17 protein-coding genes are annotated in these 20,491 nt (G+C 70.2%); 9 read left to right on the forward strand and 8 right to left on the reverse strand.

Going from position 1 to position 20,491, the window contains the following annotated elements; translation table 11 throughout:
* Positions 1-213 precede the first annotated feature (213 nt).
* Positions 214-342 (reverse strand): hypothetical protein, encoded by a 129-nt coding sequence (locus ACIA5D_RS43145; RefSeq protein ID WP_396036450.1) that lies wholly within the window; start codon positions 340-342, stop codon positions 214-216.
* Positions 343-767: 425 nt separating this feature from the next.
* Here ACIA5D_RS43145 and ACIA5D_RS43150 point away from each other — a divergent pair, with 425 nt between their 5' ends.
* Entirely contained in the window at positions 768-2,066 is a 1,299-nt protein-coding gene (locus ACIA5D_RS43150) for an integrin alpha (RefSeq protein ID WP_396036451.1), read from the forward strand.
* Here ACIA5D_RS43150 and ACIA5D_RS43155 read toward each other — a convergent pair.
* From ACIA5D_RS43155 to ACIA5D_RS43165, 3 genes are all read right to left on the reverse strand, one after another.
* Entirely contained in the window at positions 2,048-2,881 is an 834-nt protein-coding gene (locus ACIA5D_RS43155; RefSeq protein WP_396036452.1) for a helix-turn-helix transcriptional regulator, read from the reverse strand. The genes ACIA5D_RS43150 and ACIA5D_RS43155 overlap by 19 nt on opposite strands.
* A 401-nt stretch (positions 2,882-3,282) precedes the next feature.
* A complete protein-coding gene (locus ACIA5D_RS43160; RefSeq protein ID WP_396036486.1) occupies positions 3,283-3,579 on the reverse strand; it encodes a MerR family transcriptional regulator in 297 nt (98 codons plus the stop codon).
* Between the two features lie 676 nt (positions 3,580-4,255).
* Entirely contained in the window at positions 4,256-4,918 is a 663-nt protein-coding gene (locus ACIA5D_RS43165; protein WP_396036453.1) for an HAD family hydrolase, read from the reverse strand.
* A 263-nt stretch (positions 4,919-5,181) separates the two neighbouring features.
* On the opposite strand from ACIA5D_RS43165, the gene tkt reads away from it, so the two are divergent.
* The 4 genes from tkt (at position 5,182) to ACIA5D_RS43185 (ending at position 10,910) form a co-directional block, all read left to right on the forward strand.
* Entirely contained in the window at positions 5,182-7,293 is a 2,112-nt protein-coding gene (gene tkt, locus ACIA5D_RS43170) for a transketolase (RefSeq protein WP_396036454.1), read from the forward strand.
* Between the two features lie 49 nt (positions 7,294-7,342).
* On the forward strand, positions 7,343-8,443 hold the full coding sequence (gene tal / locus ACIA5D_RS43175; RefSeq protein WP_396036455.1) for a transaldolase: 1,101 nt from the start codon (positions 7,343-7,345) through the stop codon (positions 8,441-8,443).
* Positions 8,444-8,628: 185 nt separating this feature from the next.
* Positions 8,629-9,891 (forward strand): PP2C family protein-serine/threonine phosphatase, encoded by a 1,263-nt coding sequence (locus ACIA5D_RS43180; RefSeq protein ID WP_396036456.1) that lies wholly within the window; start codon positions 8,629-8,631, stop codon positions 9,889-9,891.
* Positions 9,892-10,361: 470 nt separating this feature from the next.
* The gene (locus ACIA5D_RS43185) at positions 10,362-10,910 is read left to right on the forward strand and encodes an aldo/keto reductase (RefSeq protein WP_396036457.1); all 549 of its coding nucleotides are present in this window, start codon (positions 10,362-10,364) and stop codon (positions 10,908-10,910) included.
* 194 nt (positions 10,911-11,104) lie between these two features.
* Here ACIA5D_RS43185 and ACIA5D_RS43190 read toward each other — a convergent pair whose 3' ends face one another.
* Positions 11,105-11,341: a hypothetical protein gene (locus tag ACIA5D_RS43190; protein ID WP_396036458.1), complete on the reverse strand. Its 237-nt coding sequence runs from the start codon at positions 11,339-11,341 to the stop codon at positions 11,105-11,107.
* Between the two features lie 72 nt (positions 11,342-11,413).
* On the opposite strand from ACIA5D_RS43190, the gene ACIA5D_RS43195 reads away from it, so the two are divergent.
* From ACIA5D_RS43195 to ACIA5D_RS43205, 3 genes are all read left to right on the forward strand, one after another.
* Complete coding sequence (locus ACIA5D_RS43195) at positions 11,414-13,372, forward strand: GAF domain-containing protein (RefSeq protein WP_396036459.1); 1,959 nt, start codon at positions 11,414-11,416, stop codon at positions 13,370-13,372.
* Between the two features lie 135 nt (positions 13,373-13,507).
* Positions 13,508-14,053, forward strand: a complete 546-nt coding sequence (def, locus tag ACIA5D_RS43200) for a peptide deformylase (protein ID WP_396036460.1) — start codon at positions 13,508-13,510, stop codon at positions 14,051-14,053.
* 60 nt (positions 14,054-14,113) lie between these two features.
* Positions 14,114-14,716, forward strand: a complete 603-nt coding sequence (locus ACIA5D_RS43205) for a TetR/AcrR family transcriptional regulator (RefSeq protein ID WP_396036461.1) — start codon at positions 14,114-14,116, stop codon at positions 14,714-14,716.
* Positions 14,717-14,753: 37 nt separating this feature from the next.
* Here ACIA5D_RS43205 and ACIA5D_RS43210 read toward each other — a convergent pair whose 3' ends face one another.
* Both ACIA5D_RS43210 and ACIA5D_RS43215 read right to left on the reverse strand, forming a co-directional pair.
* Entirely contained in the window at positions 14,754-15,452 is a 699-nt protein-coding gene (locus tag ACIA5D_RS43210; RefSeq protein ID WP_396036462.1) for an SDR family NAD(P)-dependent oxidoreductase, read from the reverse strand.
* A gap of 20 nt (positions 15,453-15,472) precedes the next feature.
* Positions 15,473-16,441 carry an RNA polymerase subunit sigma-70 gene (locus ACIA5D_RS43215; RefSeq protein ID WP_396036463.1) on the reverse strand — a complete coding sequence of 323 codons (969 nt, stop codon included), beginning with the start codon at positions 16,439-16,441 and terminating at the stop codon, positions 15,473-15,475.
* Positions 16,442-16,528: 87 nt separating this feature from the next.
* Here ACIA5D_RS43215 and ACIA5D_RS43220 point away from each other — a divergent pair, with 87 nt between their 5' ends.
* Positions 16,529-19,630: a discoidin domain-containing protein gene (locus ACIA5D_RS43220; protein ID WP_396036464.1), complete on the forward strand. Its 3,102-nt coding sequence runs from the start codon at positions 16,529-16,531 to the stop codon at positions 19,628-19,630.
* 103 nt (positions 19,631-19,733) lie between these two features.
* Here the strand turns inward: ACIA5D_RS43220 and ACIA5D_RS43225 are convergent, their stop codons facing one another.
* Positions 19,734-20,477, reverse strand: coding sequence for an NUDIX hydrolase (locus ACIA5D_RS43225; protein WP_396036465.1), 744 nt, complete (start codon positions 20,475-20,477; stop codon positions 19,734-19,736).
* Positions 20,478-20,491: the final 14 nt, after the last annotated feature.

Consider the following 20,491-nt stretch of genomic DNA (forward strand, 5'->3'; position numbering starts at 1 on the left):
ATGCCTACAGCATGCTGGAAATCGCGAGCGGCGTGCACAGCCTGGCCGGCAGCGTGACCCCGGCCGGAAAGACCCGTAGCTTGGGGCTTCCCTCCGGCCGGGCGCTGCCTATGCCAGCCGGGTCGAAGCCGACGCCGCGGCGGAGCGAGCAGTCTCGTGGCTCAGCTCGGAGGGCCTCGGACCTGGCCGCCCAGCGCGACCACCGCACTCGCGCTACGTCGCGGCGGTGAACAGCGCGCGGAGGTTGTCGATCGGGGTGGCGGTGTCGCCGTCGAGGGCTCTGCCCAGCGCGGTCAGCCGCGGATCGACGACTGCGGGATTGTCCACCAGGCAGCGGGTCATGAGGGCCGCCGGGGTTCCCTACGAGGTCGTCGGGCAGCCAGGGGCTGTGCACCAACTCGGTCAGCGCCCGACGATACTCCGGCACGTCGACGCCGTAGTCGGCCGCGGCGATCTTCTCGATCGCGGCGGCGTCCAGTTGCGGGGCCACCCAGGCCAGTAGCGCGCGTTCGTTCGGGCCAAAGGATGCCAACAGGTCACGATCGGCGCCGGTCACTGGACGATGATGCGGCCTCGAACCTGTCGACGTCCATGACATATGCGCGGACGCCGGCGCTGCCCTCCCGAGCGAGGGACCCGGCCGAGTGCTACGCGTTTGATGGGCCCGGTGAATCGTCTCGGAGCCGCAAAGGTGCCCGATCGCGGGCCGGGGAAGTGGGCACGATCGTGACAGCGGTTCGGCCCGGAGCGGCCATAGCCTCGCGACCATGCGACCTCTAACTCTCCTCGTCGTGGCGACAGCGCTCGCGACGATCGGCGCAGCCACCCCCGCTCACGCGGCGTCGGCCGAGCCCGACGCCATCCACACTTGGCGCGGCGACCAGCCGAACGAGCGGTTCGGCTGGGCGGTCAGCCAGCTCGGCGACATCGACCGCGACGGCGTGCAGGAGGCGATCATCGGCGCCGCCCGGCACACCGACGAGCAGGGCCGGGTCAACGGCCACACCGACGTGCGCTCCGGCCGTACCGGCAAGCTGCTCTATCGCTTCACCGGCGCACCCGACGACGTGCACGGATATGCGGTGGCCGACGCCGGTGACGTCAACCGCGACGGCGTACCGGACATCGTCGTCGGCGCCACCGGCGAGTCCCGGCTGGCCTGCTTCGGCACCCCGCGACCGGGCCGGATCTATGTCTACTCCGGGCGGACCGGCCGCGAGCTGCTGAAGGTCGACGGCGAGACGTACGGCGACCAATTCGGGGCCGCCGTCGGCGCGGCCGGCGATGTGGACCGCGATGGGCGGGCCGACCTGCTCGTCGGCGCGCCCTGCCACGACGGGCCGGCCGGCGCGGACGCCGGCAAGGCGTACGTCGTCTCCGGCCGCACCGGCAAGGTCCTGCGCACCCACGACGGCGCGGAGGCCGGCGACGCGCTCGGCTGGGGCGCCGCCGGGCTGGGCGACGTCACCGGCGACCACCGCGCCGACTACATCATCGGCGCGAAGGATGCCGGCCCGGGCGACCGCGGCCAGGCCTATGTATACGACGGCCGGCGCGGCACCACGCGGTTCATCCTGGCAGGGGACCAGAAGTCGTTCGACTTCGGCTGGTTCTTCGTCGCCACCGCCGGCCGGGTCGACGGGGACCGCGTCCCTGACATCTACATCGGCGACTTCTGCGCCGAGGACGCCACTGACCAGTGCGCGCTACCGGCCGGGCAGGCGTACGTGTTCTCCGGCCGCACCGGCGAGCGGCTGCACCTGTTCCGCGGCGACCAACCCAACGACGGCGCCGGACCGGGCCGGTCGGCCGGTGACGTGGACCGCGACGGCCGCGACGACATCGCGGTCGGGTCCTACTCCAGCAGCGCCGGCGCATCCCAGGCCGGGCGGCTGGTCGTCTACTCCGGGCGCACCGGCCGGGTCCTACGCGACCTGCGCAGCTCGGTCGCGAACGAGCTGCTCGGCTACGACGCCGTCGGCATCGGCGACGTCGACCGTGACGGTCGGGTCGACCTGCTGGTCTCGGCCGCCGGCGGCGACACCGTCTACGTGATCGGCACCTGAGCTCCGCGCGCCTGCGAGGGCGTGCAGCCGAATGTGGCCCGGAACGCCCGGGTGTAGTGGCTGTGGCTGCTGAACCCGTGCTCCGCGGCGATCCGGGACAGGTCGGCGCCGGTCCGCAGCACCCGGGGCAGTGACTGCCGCAGGCACAGCAGCCGCCGGTAGCGGGCGATCGGGTAGCCGGTGTGCCGGTGAAACGTACGGGCCAGGAAGTACGGCGAGTAGTGCACCGCGGCGCCGAGCTCAGCCAGCGTCCAGACCCGCGTCGGGGCACCGGCCAGCAGGCCCTTCACCGCGTCGACCGTGGCCGCCGCGCCCCGGTCGGCGCGGCGGCGCTGACGCAGCTGCCGCGCGGCGTGGCCGAGCACTGCGAGCACCGCCTCGTCGGCGGCCAGCAGGTCGGGGTCGGGCCGGCGCAGCGCGGCCCGGGCGCGGTGCACCCGCAGGTACGGCTCCGGCGCACATGGCGCGTGCCGTACCCCGGCGCCGGTCTCCAGGCCGAGCTCGTCGGCCAGCTCGTCGTCGACTGCGACGAACGTGCACCGGTCGCCTTCCGCGCTGACCAGCCCACGCCGGTAGGTGGTGTCCCGGTCATACACGACCACCTCGTTGACCGTGCGCACCTCGTCGGGCGCCGTGCCGGCGCCGATCCGCACTGCGGTGGACGGCAGCACGACGTGCGGTCGCTCGCCGATCCAGTTGGGCTCGCGCCAGCGCGCCGCGCCGGGTGGGCAATGGAAGCCGCCCAGCACATAGCCGGATCCGGCCAGCAGGTGCCGCTCGTGCGGGCCGGTCAGGCGGTCCAGCAGCTGCGGCATACGCCGACCGTAGCGGCACGGGGTCGCGGCGGGGTCACACGTCGGCGACGGCCGGGCATCCGCGGAAACCGGCTGACAGGTTCGCTTGGGTCGTCCGGCTGGAGCGTCATCGCGATCCGGGCGCCGCCCAGGCCCCGGCTGCTTCCGATGCGAATCTCGCCACCGGCGGAGGCCGTGAACCGGCGTACGATGTCCAGGCCCAACACGGCCGAGCGCACGCCGCTCGCCCACGCCGGACCGCCGCCCGCCAGTCGGCGAGCCCCCAGCGGGGCTGTCGTCATCGGCACCGAGCCGGCTCGCGTGCGCGGCGAGAGTTTCCCGCAGCCCGTAGAGCCCGTCGCCGTCTACGGGCTGATCCACGTCGAACGCCTGCGGCGCCATATTAGCCAGGTCGGCTGAGCTCAGGCGGCGCCTGTTCGCCGCTGGTGCCGTTCGTTGTGGTGAAGGGCTTCGTCGAGTTGGTCTTCGAGGATGATGATCCGGCAGGCAGCTTCCAGAGCGGTCCCATCGTCGACCATCTGGCGGGCCCGTGCGGCCAGCCGCAACTGGTAGCGGGAGTAGCGGCGGTGCCCGCCGGCTGAACGGAACGGAGTGAACAGCTTCGCCTCGTCGAGACGGCGCAGAAAGTCCGGCGAGGCGCCTACGATCTCCGCGGCACGCCCCATCGTGTACGCGGGAAAGTCGTCGTCACCGAACATGTCATCGGGTTGGGCCACATACACCTCCATGACGAGGGCCCCGGCGCGAAAGCGCCGGGGCCCAGGGTTACGGGTCAAAAAACACCATCTACCGACTGGAACGTCGGGTTCTCGTATCCACACCCACCGTCGCTGACGGTGTCGGGTGCGAGGATCGCATAAGCGTGACCGGAGACCACCTCTCGTTCGATGGAAACTGCGGTGTCCACCCCAGCGCTGAAATCAATAACTGGCGGTGGGCGATCCAACGGTGTTCGGCCCTCCCTTTCCTCTGCTTCCACACATCTGAACGTGTTGCTTGCTGTCCGCCGGTGACGAAGGCCCACGCGACTTCATGGCCTCGTACACGTACGACGAACAATCTTCCCAGGCGGAACCCCGAACCAGCCTCGGCCCCGCCTCAAGCGCCCTGACATGGACTTACGTCAGGGCCTTCCACTTACCCTTGCTCAATGCGGCGGTGACATGTCTTTCACCGCTGTGCCGAGCGAGCCACGAACAGATTCGGGCCCTGCTTAACGCTCGGTCTGATCGTCTGCGTCTTCAGCGATCTGTGCTCTCAACCCCCGCAACGTTAGCCAAGACCACCCAGGATGTCTAGCTCTTTGGGCATAGATTTTCTCGGCGGCCGTCCGCAGCTTCGGGCTGGAATCGATGATCGTCCCGGAGGTGGGCCTCAGTGCCTGGCGCGCGCCAGGGGGGTGCCGTCGAGGGCGTGGCGGAAGGCGATCAGTGAGTCGAAGACTTGCAGGACGCCGGCTTCTTGCAGTTCTCCGACGGAGAAGCCTCCGGTGCGGACGCCGATTACGGGGATTTTGAGCTTGGCTGCGGCTTGGGCGTCGTAGATCGAGTCGCCGACCATGATGCCGCTGGCGCCGTGGACCTTGGCCAGCGCCGTGGCGACGATGTCGGGTTCGGGTTTGCTTTTGGCGACGTCGTCGGAGGTGGTCCAGGCGTCGGCGAGGGATTTGGCGTTGATGAGGTCGAGGAACGTCTCGACGTGCTGGGTTTTGCCGGAGCTGGCCAAAACCAGGCGGAACCCGCGCTCCTTGACCTCGGCCAGCAGTTCGTGCGCGCCCTCGAACGGCTGGACCTCCCCGATGAGCTGGTCGAACTCCTGCACCCAAGCTTGGCGCAGGTCCTCGCCGTACGCCTGTTCGACGTCGTGGCCGCCGATCTCGGGCACGAACGTGTCGCCGCCCATCCCGATCCCGCGGTGGATGCGCCACATGGGCCGGGTGATGCCGTAGCGGCGGAACGCGCGCGACCATGCCAGGGCGTGCTGGTAGTTGGTGTCTACGAGAGTGCCGTCGACGTCGAAGATCGCCGTGTCTGCCATGGTTGCTGCATGCCCCGCACCGAGGTTTTCATGCGGCGCAAGGTGTTCACATCGGTACGCGGGGTAGGCATGAAGTCGAGGCGATTTCGTCTACGCGGTGCGCGTGCATCGCCTACCTCGAGGGAGCACCGCTACCGATGACCGCCGATGAAGCGGATTCCGCCGCCGCAACGAGGAGTACCCGTCCTGAAGCCCCCGCCGAGGCCGCGAGTGATGCGCCGACGGGCAACCCGGTCCAGCCGAGTCCGACCCTCCCGGAGGGGATGGGAGACGTGGATCGCCGGGCGATCGACACCGTGCGGGTGCTGGCCATGGATGCGGTCCAGAAGGTCGGCAACGGGCACCCTGGTACGGCGATGAGTCTGGCACCCACCGCCTACCTGTTGTTCCAGAAGTGGCTGTGCCACGACCCGGGCGACCCGCAGTGGGCGGGTCGTGATCGTTTCGTGCTGTCGATGGGACATTCGAGCCTCACCCTCTACATCCAGCTCTTCCTCTCCGGCTATGGCCTGGAGCTCTCCGACCTACAGGCGCTGCGGACCTGGGGTTCGCTGACCCCCGGGCACCCTGAGGTCAACCACACCCCGGGCGTGGAGACGACGACCGGCCCGCTGGGCCAGGGCGTCGGCAACGCCGTCGGCATGGCCATGGCCGCCCGCCGCGAGCGCGGGCTGCTCGACCCCGACGCCCCCACTGGTGCGAGCGTGTTCGACCACACCGTCTGGGCGTTCGCGTCCGACGGCGATCTGGAGGAGGGTGTCAGCAGTGAGGCGTCGTCGCTGGCCGGCACGCAGGAGCTGGGCAACCTCATCCTGGTGTACGACGCGAACCGAATCTCCATCGAGGACGACACGCAGATCGCCTTCACCGAGGACGTCGGCAAGCGCTACGAGGCCTACAGCTGGCACGTGCAGCACGTGCACGACGGTGAGGACCTGGTCGCGGTGGACCGGGCGCTGGCCGCGGCCAAGGCGGAGACCGGCCGCCCGTCGTTGATCGTGCTGCGGACGATCATCGGCTGGCCGGCGCCGAACAAGCAGAACACCGGTGCCGCGCACGGCTCGGCGCTCGGTGAGGACGAGGTCCGCGCCACCAAGCAGATCCTTGGTTTCGAACCGGACAAAACCTTCGACGTCGCCCCGGAGGTGCTCGAGCACGCCCGTCAGATCGCCGGCCGCGGCAAGCAAGCGCACGCACAGTGGCAGCAGCGCTTCAATGCGTGGCGTGCCGACAACCCGGACGGCGCCGCGCTGCTCGAGCGGACGTCCACCCGCACCCTGCCCGAGGGCTGGTCCGACAGGCTACCCACCTGGGATGCCGACCCGAAGGGGGTGGCCACCCGTAAGGCCTCCGGTGAAGTCCTGGCTGCCCTCTACCCGGTCCTGCCGGAGTTGTGGGGCGGGTCAGCCGACCTGGCGGAGAGCAACAACACCGCGGTCAAGGGCGAGGCCTCGTTCCTGCCCACCGACCGGCAGACCAAGATGTGGAGCGGCGGCCCGTACGGGCGCACGCTGCACTTCGGCGTCCGCGAGCACGCCATGGCCGCGATCATGAACGGTATCGCGCTGCACGGCGGCACCCGCGTCTACGGCGGGACGTTCCTGACCTTCTCCGACTACATGCGCGGCGCCGTCCGGCTGGCCGCGATCATGCAGCTGCCGGTCACGTACGTGTGGACGCACGACTCGATCGGGCTGGGCGAGGACGGCCCCACCCACCAGCCAGTCGAGCACTACGCGGCGCTGCGCGCCATCCCCGGCCTGGACCTCGTACGCCCGGCCGACGCCAACGAGACCGCGGTCGCGTGGCGCACCATCCTCCAGCACAACGACCGCCCGGCCGGGCTCGCGCTGTCCCGGCAAAACCTGCCCGTCCTCGACCGCACGCAGTTCGAGTCGGCCGAAGGGGTGGCCCGAGGTGGGTATGTGCTGGCCGAAGCGTCCGGCGGCAGCCCCCGGCTGATTCTCATGGGCACCGGCTCGGAGGTGCAGATCGCCGTCGCCGCCCGCGAGATGCTGGAGGCCGACGGGATCCCCACCCGGGTGGTGTCCCTGCCGTGCTGGGAGTGGTTCGCCGCTCAGGACCGTAGCTACCGCGAGCAGGTCCTACCGCCTTCGGTGCGGGCACGGGTCAGCGTCGAGGCCGGGGTGTCGATGGGCTGGCGGGAGTTCGTCGGCGATGCCGGCCGGATCGTCGGGCTCGACCACTACGGTGCGAGCGCCGCCTACACCGTGCTGTACGAGCAATTCGGCCTCACCACCAACGCCGTGATCAAGGCCGCCCGCGACAGTCTGGCCGCCGTCGACGCGCCGGTGGTCGCACCCACCGGCCCGGACAGCGTCGGTCATCTCAGCAGCCCCACCGGCGACCGCTGACCCGCCGAGACTGCCCACGTCCGCATCTACGAATCCGAAAGGCCCTGTCATGGCGCAGAACGAGAAACTGGCCGAGCTGTCGGAGGCTGGGGTGGCCGTCTGGCTTGACGACCTGTCCCGTGACCGCATCCGCAGCGGCAACCTGCAGGCGCTGGTCGACGAGTACTCGGTCGTCGGAGTCACCACGAACCCGACCATCTTCGCCGCCGCGATCAGCGGCTCTGACGCCTATGACGATCAGGTGCACGCGATGGCCGTGCGCAAAGTCAGTGTCGAGGAGGCACTGCGGACCATCACCGCAGCCGACGTCCGCGACGCCTGCGATCTGCTCGCCCCGGTGGCGCAGCGCACCGGTCGCGACGGCCGGGTATCCCTCGAGGTGTCTCCGGCGGTGGCGCGTGACACCGACGCCACGGCGGCGGAGGCCGCGCACCTGTGGTGGCTGGTAGACCGACCCAACCTGTTCATCAAGATTCCGGCAACACAGGAAGGCCTGACCGCGATCACCACGTCTATCGCCCAGGGCATCAGCGTCAACGTCACGCTGATCTTCAGCCCCGAGCGGTACCGGGCAGTCATGGACGCCTACCTATCCGGCTTGGAGCAACGGATGCAGGACGGCGGATCGCTGAGCGGGATCGAGTCGGTCGCGTCGTTCTTCGTCTCCCGCGTGGACACCGAGATCGACAAGCGCCTGGACAAGGCCGGCGCCGACCCGTCCCTCAAAGGCAAGGCCGGGCTCGCCAATGCGCAGCTGGCCTACCAGGCCTACGAGGAGGTCTTCTCCTCCGACCGATGGTGCACGCTGCAGGAGCACGGTGCCCAGCCGCAGCGCCCGCTGTGGGCTTCGACCGGCGTGAAGAACCCCGACCTTCCGGACACTCTCTACGTCAGCGGCCTCATCGCGCCGGGCACGGTGAACACCATGCCGGAGAAGACGCTGAAGGCCTACGCGGACCACGGCATGCCTGGGACGCCTGTTCAGCAGACATACGCCGAGGCGGCTGCGGTCATGAAAGCCGTAGCCGATGCCGGTGTCGACCTCGACGACGTGTTCACAGTCATCGAGGACGAAGGCATCCAGAAATTCGTCGACTCCTGGAACGAACTCACCGAATCGGTCCGCTCAGAGCTGGAAGACAAGAACTGAGCCAGCACACCGAGCAACACAGCAGGTGATCACTCCGCCGACCGCGCCTTCCGGTCACCGGATGGTTCTGGGTGGACGCCATGCGGTTCTCGGTCCGCAAGGTCTGGAAACCGGCCCGAGTACCCAAGGACGCTCGTGGCTCTCGCCTGTCGGGCTCACGCCCTGTCGCGTCTATGCTGCGCCGCGTGAGCGAGAACGGGAAGAACGGTGTCGACCTCGACGACGTGCTGCGCGCGGTGGAGAAAGCCGCCCCGGTCGACGCCGTAAAGGCGGTGACCCGCAGCATCGGGGCCGGCGTCGACGCGTCGTGGGTGTCGTTTCTCGTGGCGGACATGAGCGGCCGTGCCCTGGTACGCCTGGTCCACGTCCCGATCGGTGACGTGCCCGGCGCGCGTCAGCAGGACGAGGAGGTCGCCATGGTGGCGCCCTTCGACGGCGGCCCACAAGAGCAGGCGCTGCGCGCCCAGCAGGTGCTGGTCGAACAGGTCGGTGACCAGTTCGTGGTACGGGCGCCGGTAACCCAGCGCGGTGAAGCCATCGGACTGCTGGAGATCGCGCTGCCCGCCGCCCCAACAGACGCGGCCCTGGAGAAGGTGTCGCGGGCAGCACACACCCTGGCCTTCGTGGTGATCGCCAACCGGCGGCACACCGACCTGTTCGAATGGGGCCAACGAACGACGCCGTTCACCCTCGCCGCGGAGATCCAACGGCGACTGCTGCCGGCCTCGTTCACCTGCGAAGCCGACTCATTCACCCTGGCGGCCTGGCTGGAACCGGCAGCCAGCATCGGCGGCGACACCTTCGACTACAGCCTGGCCCGTGACCTGCTGCATCTGAGCATCACCGACGCCGTCGGCCACGGTGTACACAGCGCGCTCGCCGCGACGCTGTGCGTCAGCGGCCTGCGCAACGCCCGCCGCCGCGGCGCCACCCTGCTCGAACAGGCGGACACCGCGAACCAGGCACTCATCGACAACGCCCCGCAAAGCTCCCTCTTCGTCACCGGACTTATCGGCCGGCTCGAGCTGCGCACCGGAATCCTCGCCGTCGTCAACGCCGGACACCCCGCCCCGCTGCTGATCCGCGACGCAACCGCGCACCAGGTGGCGCTCACCGTCAACCGGCCCTTCGGCGTACTACGCCACCAGCCTTACCGGGCCACCCAGATCCGGTTGCGGCCCGGCGACCGTCTGGTGCTGCTCACCGACGGCATGCTCGAACGAGACGCCGCCGCACTCGACCTACCCGCACGACTGCAGCACCTCAGCGGTCTGCACCCCCGCGAAGTCGTCCGCACCCTAACCGACCTCGTCCTCGAAGCCGCCGGACCCGCCCTCCCCGACGACGCGTGCCTGCTCGTCCTCGACTGGCACGGCGGCCACGGCGACACCCGCGACACCACCGCCGGCGCCGACCCCCACCGCGCCAGCACACCCGGCCACCAATGACGACGCGGTCGCACCCGATCACCACCGTCAGCTACGTCGACCTGGATGGCCGACGTGTGACCATCGCGCGGACCTCGTCGGCAGTCGGGCTGTTGCTGGCCGACCGGTACGGCGGGCCCAACAACCGTCCAGGCCAGCGCGCCGACCGCTGCCGGCCAGGACGCTGAGCCGTCGATGGCAGCGCAGGGCACGACGGGTCGCCACTTCTTTACCCGGCCCCCGGACGCCGAGCCAGGCCATCACCGGGGGTGCGCAGGGCACCGGATCAATGCCGATAGCGCCGCAGCCGGTAGAGGACCGCGCTGTGCGATCCGCCGAAGTCCCATAACTCATCAGCCTCGGCGGCAGCGGTCTGTCCCGCAAAGCCATCCTCGAACAAGCCGACGCCTCACTGCGACGCCTCGGCACCCGACTACATCGACGTCTACTACATCCACCGCTTCGACGCCGAAACCCCGGTCGAAGAAACCATGGCGGCACTCAACGACCTGGTACGCGCCGGCAAAGTGCGTTACCTCGGCGCGTCGTCGATGTGGGCATGGCAGTTCGCGAAGATGCAGCACGCCGCGATCGTGAACGGCTGGACGGCGTTCTCGGCCATGCAAGACCAATACAGTGTGCTCAAACGCGAGGAAGAACGGGACATGATCCCGATGTGCCTCGACCAAGGCGTCGGCCTGACCCCGTATTCACCACTGGCCAAAGGCCGGGCGGCCCGACCCTGGGGCCAGCAGACCCCTCGGTCCTCTTCGGATGCGGTGGCCAAGGCGTTCGACCGAGACGGCGACCAGCCGGTCGTCGAGGCCGTCGAGAAGATCGCCGAGGCTCGCGGCGTCTCGATGGCGCAGGTCGCGCTGGCCTGGGTGCTGTCCAAACCGGCGGTCTCCTGCCCCATCGTCGGCGCGACAAAGCCGCACCACCTGAACGACGCCGTCGCAGCCGTGGACCTCGCACTCACCGACGCCGAGACCACCGCCCTGCAAGAGCACTACACGGCCCAAGACAACTACTGGTGGTAAGAACAGGCAACGACCGGTGATGAGGCGCCGACGCAGGCTTGCGCTCGACATCGAGGGCGGCATTGGCCGACAGCACATGACTGCTCACCGCCATCGACGCCCTGGACATTGACACCCCGCGGCAGCACCGACCGACGTCGACCACTGTCCACGGCGCCCTCGGGGGTCATTCGGGCCGTTCGGCTTTGACCCGCTCAGGGGAAGACGCTTGCAGTACGGCAACGCTCCAGGTGGCCTGTCGTCGTCCACGACGCCGTCGCGGCCGGTGAGCAGCGCGCTGAGCCTTTGCCGGGGACAAGGTCGGGGGGTCGTTCTTCCTGACGGACGGTGAGGCTGACGCCGTGCAGGATCTCCTTGCCGTCGCGGCGGAACGTGACATCGTCCAGTTCCACGACGGGTGTCGCACCGATCATGAGATCGAACAGTGCCACGGGCAGTGACGGAATGCGCTGTGATCCTGCCCATCAGGACGGGCCCACATCCGCGTGTGGCAGCCTCGTGGGGTGCGCCGCCTGCCCTTGTACGCCGAGACCGCGCTCGCGCTCGTCGCGGGGGTCGCCGCCTTCGTGCTCACCGCCGTCGTCGGCACGTTCCTGCGCATGCACGTGCCGCAGGTGCCCGCCGTGGCGCTCGGCCTCGTCCTGCTGGCCGGCGTGCTGGCGACGGCCCGCGCGCTGGGCATCCTCTACGCGCTGCCGGTCGGGGTGGCGGCGATCGAGGCGTTCGACTGGTTCTTCCTGCCGCCGCTGCGTGACTTCGACGACTCCGCGGCCATTCTGCTGGGCCTGTTCATCGTGATGGCCGTGATCGTCGGCTCGGTCGCGACGGCTGCGACCCGCCGCGCCGTGCGCTCCGAGCGGGCCCACGCCGAGCTGCTGAACGAGCAGGTCGCGCTGCGCCGGGTCGCCACGCTCGTGGCCGGTGGCGCCGCGCCCGGCGACGTGTTCGGCGCGATCGCCGACGAACTGGCCGGCCTGCTCGGGGCCGACTCGACGTTCGTCACCCGGCTCAACGAGCCGCCGGAGTCGGTCACCGTGGTCGGCTCGTTCGGCGGGGTGACCGCGGACATGCCGGTCGGGTACCGGATCGTGCTGACCGACGCCATGCTGCTGAACCGGGTGGTGACCACGGGCGAGGCCGGCGAGCTGACCGGCCCGGCGCTGCGGGAAGGCCCGTTCGGCGCCCTGGTCGCCAGGCTCGGCGTACGCGTAGTGTTCGCCGCCCCGATCGTGGTCGGCGGCCGGCTCTGGGGCGTGGTGGTCGCCGGCACGGCCCGGCCGGCCTTCCCCGAGGGCACCGAGGCGCGGGTCGGCGACTTCATCCACCTCGCGGCCCTCGCCATCGGCAACGCCCAGGCCGTGCAGCAGCTGCGCGCGCTGGCCGAGGAACAGGCGTCGCTGCGCCGGCTCGCCCTGCTGATCGCCCAGGACGCGGCGCCGGAGCTGGTGTTCGCGGCGGTGACCAAGGAGGTGCTGCGGCAGTTCGGCAGCGGCACCGCCCGGATGATCCGCTACGAGCTGGACGGGTCGGCGACGCTGCTGGCCAACGAGGGGTCGACCGGGCCGCACGTGCGGGTCGGCCATGTGTGGGAGGGCTACCCGCCCGAGGGGATCACCGCGACGATCCACCGCACCGGGCAGACGGCCCGGGTGCACAACTTCAAGGAGCTGCCGGGCGGCGAGAAGTACGCCGACGAGGGGCTGATCTGGGCGGTCGGCATGCCCATCCACGCCAACGGCCGGCTGTGGGGGATGATCGCGGTCGGCTCGGGGGAGGGGCGGCTGCCCGACGACCTCGAGGGCCGCCTGGCGGAGTTCACCGACCTGGTGGCGATCGCGGTGGCCAACGCGCAGAGCCGCGCCGAGCTGATCAGCTCGCGGGCGCGCATCGTGGCCGCCGCCGACGAGGCGCGCCGGCAGATCGAGCGGGACCTGCACGACGGCGCCCAGCAGCGGCTGGTCGCGCTCGCCCTGCGACTGCGCACGGCGGCGGTCGACGATCTTCCGGACCTCGCCGCCGATCTGCTCGTCGTGATCGATGAGCTTCGGGAGCTGTCCCGGGGCATCCACCCCGCGGTGCTGTCCGATTCCGGCCTGCGGCCGGCGCTGCGAGCGCTGGGGCGCCGCTCGCCGCTGCCGGTGGAGATCGACGTACGCCTCGACGGCCGCCTCCCGCAGCCGGTGGAGATCGGCGCCTACTACGTGGTGTCCGAGGTGCTCACCAACGCGGTCAAGCACGCCGGAGCCACGGTCGTCACCGTCGACGCCGCGGTGGAACAGGACCGGCTCGTGCTGACGGTCACCGACGACGGCTCGGGTGGGGCGGACCCGGCGCGCGGCTCGGGCCTGCGGGGCCTCATGGACCGCATCGAGGCGCTGGGCGGCACGATCGAGGTGCGCAGCCCGGCCGGCGAGGGCACGACCATCACCTGCCGGGTGCCGGTCGAGCCGGCTTCGAAATGAGGTCGCGCCGGCTTCGAAATGAGGTCGAGCCGGCTTCGAAATGAGGTCGCGCCGGCTTCGAAATGAGAAGGATCCTGCGCGGCGAGCCCGGATTCGGGTGGACGGAAGCCCCATTCCCGATGGAGATTAGTCGACATGACTGTGCTGGACATCCGGAAGGTCGGCGACCCGGTGCTGCGCAAGCCCGCGGCCGAGGTCACCGACTTCGACGCCGAGCTTCACCGCCTCGTCAAAGACCTCAACGAGACCCTGGAGGCTTCCCGGGGTGCGGGCCTCGCGGCCCCGCAGATCGGCGTGAGCCTGCGGGTGTTCGCGATCGCCCCCGAGCTGCCGGGCAACGACAAGAAGCTCGACCACCTGGTCAACCCGGTGCTCGACTTCCCGGACGAGGAAACCCAGGACGGTTTCGAGGGGTGCCTGTCGATCCCGGGGATCTACCTGGACACCCGGCGCCGGCTGAACGTGGTGGCCAAGGGGTACACCATGCACGGCGACCCGGTGCAGGTGGTCGGCGACGGCATCCTGGCGCGCTGCATGCAGCACGAGACCGATCACCTCGACGGCATCCTGTTCATCGACCGGCAGGACGCCGCCGGGCGGCAGCGGATCCTCGACACCCTGCGGGAGGCGTCGTGGTTCGAGGGGCTGCCCGCCCCTGAGGTTCGCGTCAGTCCGCACTGACGGATATTCGGACCCCACGGATATTTGGACCCCTGAGTCCAGACGGGTACCGTCGTGACCGTGACGGGACTGACCTCGAAGGGCGCCGCGACCAGGGACCGGATCGTGCGGGCCGCGACCGATCTGATCCTCGAGCGCGGCGTCGGGGGCATGACCCTGGACGAGATCCGGGCCGGCACGGCCACCAGCAAGAGCCAGCTGTTCCACTACTTCCCCGGCGGAAAGAGCGACCTGGTCTCGGCGATCGCGGCCTTCCAGAGCTCACGGGTTCTCGAGGCGCAACGCCCGTGGATCGACCACCTCGACTCGTGGGAGTCATGGCAGGGCTGGCGGGACGCGGTCGTCGACCACTACCGGGGCCTGACCCACAAGTACTGCTCGATCACGGCGCTGGTCAACGAGGTCGCGCCGACCGACCCGCAGCTCGCGGCCGACGTCGCCGGGCACGCCGACCAGTGGTGCGAGCTGCTGGTGGCCGGCCTGCGGCGGATGCGGGCCAACGGGGTGCTGCGCGCCGATGCCGACCCGCAGCGGCTGGCGCTGGCAACGTTCGCGACGCTGCAGGGCGGGCTGCTCGTGATGCAGGCGAAGGACTCGATCGCGCCGCTCGAGGCGGCGCTGGACGGTGCTCTCGTGATGCTGCGTGCCTACGCGGTTTCGTAAGGGGGCCAGCCGGGTCCTCCCGGTGGGAGCCCTTGCCTCAATCGAGCGGTCGTAGCCCGGAGCGGTCCGCTGTGTAGGCGCTCGCCACCGCCGCGCCGGCCAGGCCGACCACGCTCCGGCCGATCGATGCGGCCGTCGGCGCGTTCGGCAAGTTCGCCGTGAATCGCTCCGAGGTCAAACCCGAGCTTTCCGCGTACGCCCGGATCGCGGTATCGCCGATCCTGGTGCCGGGCGTGATCACGGGCAGGACGGTCGTCATCGCGATGCCCAGGTCTTTCGCCTCGGCCGCCGCATAGCCCGTGATCATGCGGACGGTGGCCTTCGCCCCCGCGTAGCCGCCGCTCAACGGCGAGCCGCGCAGCTCGGCCGCGCTGCCGAACACTACGACCAGCGAGCCGGGCGCGAGCGGCTGCCGCATCGCCGCCCGCAGCCACGTGAAGGCGATCCGCACGTCCGCGTGCCAGTTCGCCGAGAAGGTCTCCCAGGTGTGCCCGGCCAAGGGCCGCATCTCGGGCACCGCCCCCGCCGTGATCACCAGCAGGTCCGGCCGGCGCTCGGCCAGCACCTTCTCGGCGAAGCCCTCATCGGTGGCGTCGCCCTGAACGCCGTCCGCCTCGTCCAGCTCCCGCGCCACGGCCGTGACCCGGGCCCCGGCCTCGCGGGCCGCCAGGACGACACCGCGCCCCAGGCCCCGGCCGCCGCCGACCACCACTACCGACTTTCCCGTCACCGTCATCGTTCCCTCCAGCTTTCGTGTCAGCTATGGGGATCCCGGCCGGCGGGCAGACTCACCGGCTGCCCGAACATCGGGAACAACTCCGGCTGAAGGAAGATGTGGATGTGCCGGATCCCGCCACGATCCGGCTCGAGCACCTGCAGGGCGTGCGCCTCCCCGCCGTCCGGCGCGCGCAGGTACATGGCGAACGTCGGCTGCCCGTTGGCCGGCGGCGTCACCGTACGCATCACGAAACGCCCCGGCTCCCGCAGCACGTGCCGGCCGAGGAACCCGAGAACGGGCGTGCGCCCGGCAAACCACGTGGCGTGCGGCGGCATCTCCAGGGTGACGTCCTCGCGGAGCACCGCGGCGAGGGCGGCGATGTCGGCTTGCTCGAACGCTTCCACGTACCGGAGCAGCTGCTTTTGAATCTCGGGACCGCCCGGCTCGCTCATCTCGTCGGGGTCCGGCGCCTCCCGCGACATCCGCTCGCGGGCGCGCAGCAGGGCGCTGTTCACCGCCACGGTCGTCGTGCCGAGAATGCCCGCCACCTCGTCGGCCGGCAGCTCCGCCACGTCGCGCAGGATCAGCACGGCCCGCTGCCGCGCCGGCAGATGCTGAAGCGCCGCGACGAACGCCAGCCGCACGCGCTGCCGAGCCCCCGCCGCCTCCGCCGGATCCATCGGCAGCGGACCCACCCAGGGCGTCTCCGCCGGCGCGCTCCGGGCCCCCGGCAGCCAGTCCGGCTCGGGATCGCCCAGCGTCGCGGGCAGGAAGCGGCGTCCCCGCTGCTCCAGGAAGCGAAGGCATACGTTGGTGGCGATCTGGTGCAGCCAGGTACGCATCGAGGACCGCCCCTCGAAGCGGTCGAATCCCCGCCACGCCCGCAGGAACGCCTCCTGAACGGCGGCCTCGGCATCCGCCGCCGACCCGAGCATCCGATAGCAATGCGCAAGAATCTCCCGCCGTAACGGCCCGGCGGCCGCCGCGAATCCAGTCCCGTCCGCCACGCTCCCGACACTACGCACCATGCGCGCACCCCCTCGACCCGTACGGATCCGCGCGCTCGCCCGGACTCACCGGCTCGGCGGCTTCAGATGTACGCCGAGGCCCTCTCCCGCCACGCCTGGTGGTACCGCCGCGAGCTCCGCATCCCCAAGGGCTTCGACGTCTCGCAGAAGGTCTGGCTCGAGTTCGACGGCGTCAACCACTCGGCGACGGCTTGGGTCAACGGCATCGAGGTCGGCACCGTCACCCACCCGTTCGCCCGCGCCGCCTTCGACATCACGGACGCGCTCCGCAAGGGCGTTCAGACCATCGCCGTCAAGGTCACGCCCATGCCGCATCCCGGCACCCCCGGCGACAAGGGCCCCGACGGCAACACGTTCGTCCAGAGCGGCCACCTCCACCTGGACTCGCCCACTTACCTCGCCGCGTCCGGCTGGGACTGGATGCCGGCCGTCCGCGACCGCGTCGCCGGCCTCTGGGATCACGTCCGCCTGCGCGGCACCGGCGTCGCGGTCATCGGCGACCCGCACATCACCACCAAGGTCCCGGCCCGCGACACCGCCACGGTCACCATCGCCGTGCCCGTCCGCAACGCCGGCGCCACCCCGGCCACGGTCACCGTCCAGGCGACTTTCGAGAAAACCAGGCTTTCGCGTACGGCTACCGTCGCGCCCGGACAATCCGTGATCGTCACCTTCGACCCGGTCACCGTGCGCAAGCCCCGGCTCTGGTGGCCCAACGGCTACGGCGAGCCCAGCCTGTACGACCTGACGCTGACCGCGAGCGTGGCCGGCAAGCGCAGCGACGAGCGCGCCACGAGATTCGGGATCCGCGAGTTCTCGTACGACTGGGATGCCCCCGTCGTGATCTCCCCGCCGCCGCAGCCACCGCTGGTCTTCGACGGCAACGTCGCGATCCAGAAAGTTTCCGTCGACCGGCAGAAAGCCCGCTACGTCCGGATCCAGGGCGGGCAGCGCGCGACCAGCTGGGGCATCTCGATGTGGACGCTGTCGATCGCCGACGGCGCGACCAGCGCCGACCTGGCCCTGCACCAGCCGGTGACCGCTTCGGGCGACGACGGCAGTCCCGCCGCGCAGGCGGTCGACGGCAACCCGGGCTCCCGGTGGGCGTCCCGCTACCAGGACAACGAATGGATTCAGGTCGACCTCGGCGCCGACAAGGAGTTCGACCAGGTCACGATCGCCTGGGAGACGGCCTACGCCCTGGATTTCCGCATCCAGATCGCTTCGGCGCCGGACGGCCCGTTCACCGATGTCAAGGCGGTCAGCAACGAAACCCCGATCGGTGACACCGGCCTGCAGGTGGAAACTTTCGCTCCGCAGACCTCACGGTACGTGCGCATCGTCGGCGACCGGCGCGCGACCGAGTGGGGCATCTCGCTGTGGACCCTGAGCGTTTTTCATGGCGCCGATGCGGCGGACCTGGCCGTGCACAAGCCGGCCACGGCGTCCGGCGACGACGGCAACCCCGCGTCGAACGCCGTCGACGGCAATCCCCGTACGCGTTGGTCTTCTCGTTATCAGGACGGGGAATGGCTGCGGGTCGATCTCGGGGACGGTACGACTTTCGATCGGGTCGCCATCGCCTGGGAGCAGGCCTACGCGCGGGCGTACCGGATCCAGGTGTCGGACAACGGTGACGACTGGACCGATGTGAAGTCGGTGGACAACACGATCCGGCAGCTGCGAATCAGCGTCAACGGCGTGCCCGTCTTCGTGCGGGGCGGCAACTGGGGCTGGGACGAGCTGCTGCGCCGCGTCCCCGCGCACCGCACCGCCGAGACCGTCGCGATGCACCGCGACATGAACTTCACGATGATCCGCAACTGGCTCGGCAGCAGCAACCGCGACGAGCTCTACGCGGCCTGCGATGAGAGCGGCATCCTCGTCTGGAACGACTTCTGGCAGGCCGGCGGCTTCCAGGCGAACCCGCCCGGCTACGTCGACATCGCCGGCGAGGTCATCCGCCGCTTCCGCAGCCACCCCAGCATCGTCGTGTGGTGCGGCGCGAACGAGGCCTTCCCGCCGCCGATCGTCGACGCGGGCCTCCAGCGGGCGGTCGAGACCGAGGACCCCGAGATCCTCTACATCCAGAACTCGGCGGGCTGGATCGTCAGCGGGCACGGCCCCTACCGGTGGATCGACCCGGCCGCCTACAACGACCGGAACACGTACGACACGCAGGCGTTCGGCTTCCATACCGAGATCGGCATGCCGGTGATCCCGCATGTGGAGACGATGCGCAACCTGGTCGGCGACGAGCCCGGCTGGCCGATCTCGACGGTCTGGAACTACCACGACTGGTCCACGCGCGGCAATCAGCGCACCGATACCTACCAGGCGGCGATCGACGCCCGCCTCGGTGCGTCGGCGTCGCTGGAGCAGTTCGCTGCACGCGCCCAGTTTGTTAACTACGAGTCGCACCGGGCGATGTTCGAGGCCTGGAACGCGAACCTCTGGGACGACGCCACCGCGCTGCTGCTGTGGATGTCGCATCCGGCCTGGTACAGCACGGTGTGGCAGACCTACGACTACGACCTCGACGTGAACGGCGCGTACTACGGCTCGCGCTCGGCATGTGAACCCCGCCACGTGCAGGCCGATCCCGCGACCTGGCGGGTGCGAGCGGTCAACCACACCACCTCCCCTCTGGTCGGCGAGGTCGTAGCCCGCCACTACGACCTCGCCGGCCGTCAACTGGGAACCACGCTGCGGCAGCGCGTCGAGGTCGCGCCTTCGGCGACCAAGCCCGCCTTCTCGCTCACGCCGCCCGCGGGTCACCCGCTTCATCTCGTACGGCTGGAGCTGCGCGACGCAGGGGGACGTGTCATCTCGGAGAACACCTACTGGCGGTACGAGAAGGACACCGACATGCGGGCGCTGACCGCGATGACCCGTACGCGATTGGGTTTGTCGTCGGACAAAGCCCGCGGCAACGCGATCACCGCAACCGTCACCAACCGCGGCTCGTCGGTCGCTGCCCTGGTGCGCCTCGCGCTGCGTGACCAGAACGGCGATCGCGTTCTGCCGGCGCAATACGAGAACAACTACTTCTGGTTGCTGCCCGGCGAGTCACGCCGGGTGGCTGTGTCCTGGCCGTCCCGGCTGAACGGCTGCCGGGGCGTGCACGTGACCGCGAAGGCCTACAACGCCGACCGGGTCGCGGGGTGAGGTGGGGCGCTGCCCGGAGCCATCCTCCGGGCAGCGCCCTGAGCCCTGGCCTTCCGCCGCGTCGTCGTTGAGCCCTGGCCTTCCGCCGCGTCGTCGTTGAGCCCTAGCCTTCCGCCGCGTCGTCCTTCAGGGCGTGGCGGAGCATCGCCGGGTAGAGCGTGGCGTCGCTGGGGGAGGCGGCCGTGTAGAGGATCGCCGGGCGGCCGATGGCGGGGCTGCGCTTGTTGCCGGTCTCCTTCACGAAGTCCGGCGTGTTCTTCACCTTGCGGCTGAAGTTGCGGGGATCCAGCGGGATGCCCCACACCACCTCGTAGACCTCGCGCAGCTCACCCATGGTGAACTCCGGCGCGCAGAAGACCGGCGCGAGCATCGTCTGCTCCAGCATGGTCCGCGCCCGCTCCACCGCGTCCGTGGCTATGTCGAAGTGGTCGAAAGCGAGAAAGGTCCGATCGGCCAGCGCCGACTCGACGGGCATCCACCGCGCCCCGACGGCGTCCGTTCCCGCCACGGGCGACGGCAGGTTGGGCGCGATCGCCAGAAACGCCACGCTGATGATCCGCCCGCGCGGATCCCGATCCGGCGCGCCGTACGCGCCCAATTCCGTCAGATGCAACAGCGCGCTGTCGAGCCCGGTCTCCTCACCGAGCTCGCGGTGGGCGGCCTCGCGCAACCCTTCGCCCTCCCGGATGAACCCGCCCGGCAGCGCGAGGTGATTCTGGTAGGGCTCGTTGCCGCGCCGGATCAGCAGGATCTGCAGGCTGCCGTCGCGCACGGTGAGAATCGCGAGGTCCACGGTGACCTGCACATATATGCGGGCCCGTCGCTCGGCCGCCACGTCCTCACTCATCGCCACGACTCTAA

This window comes from Actinoplanes sp. NPDC051513, from assembly GCF_044454685.1.
In the GTDB taxonomy this organism is placed as follows: Bacteria; Actinomycetota; Actinomycetes; order Mycobacteriales; family Micromonosporaceae; genus Actinoplanes.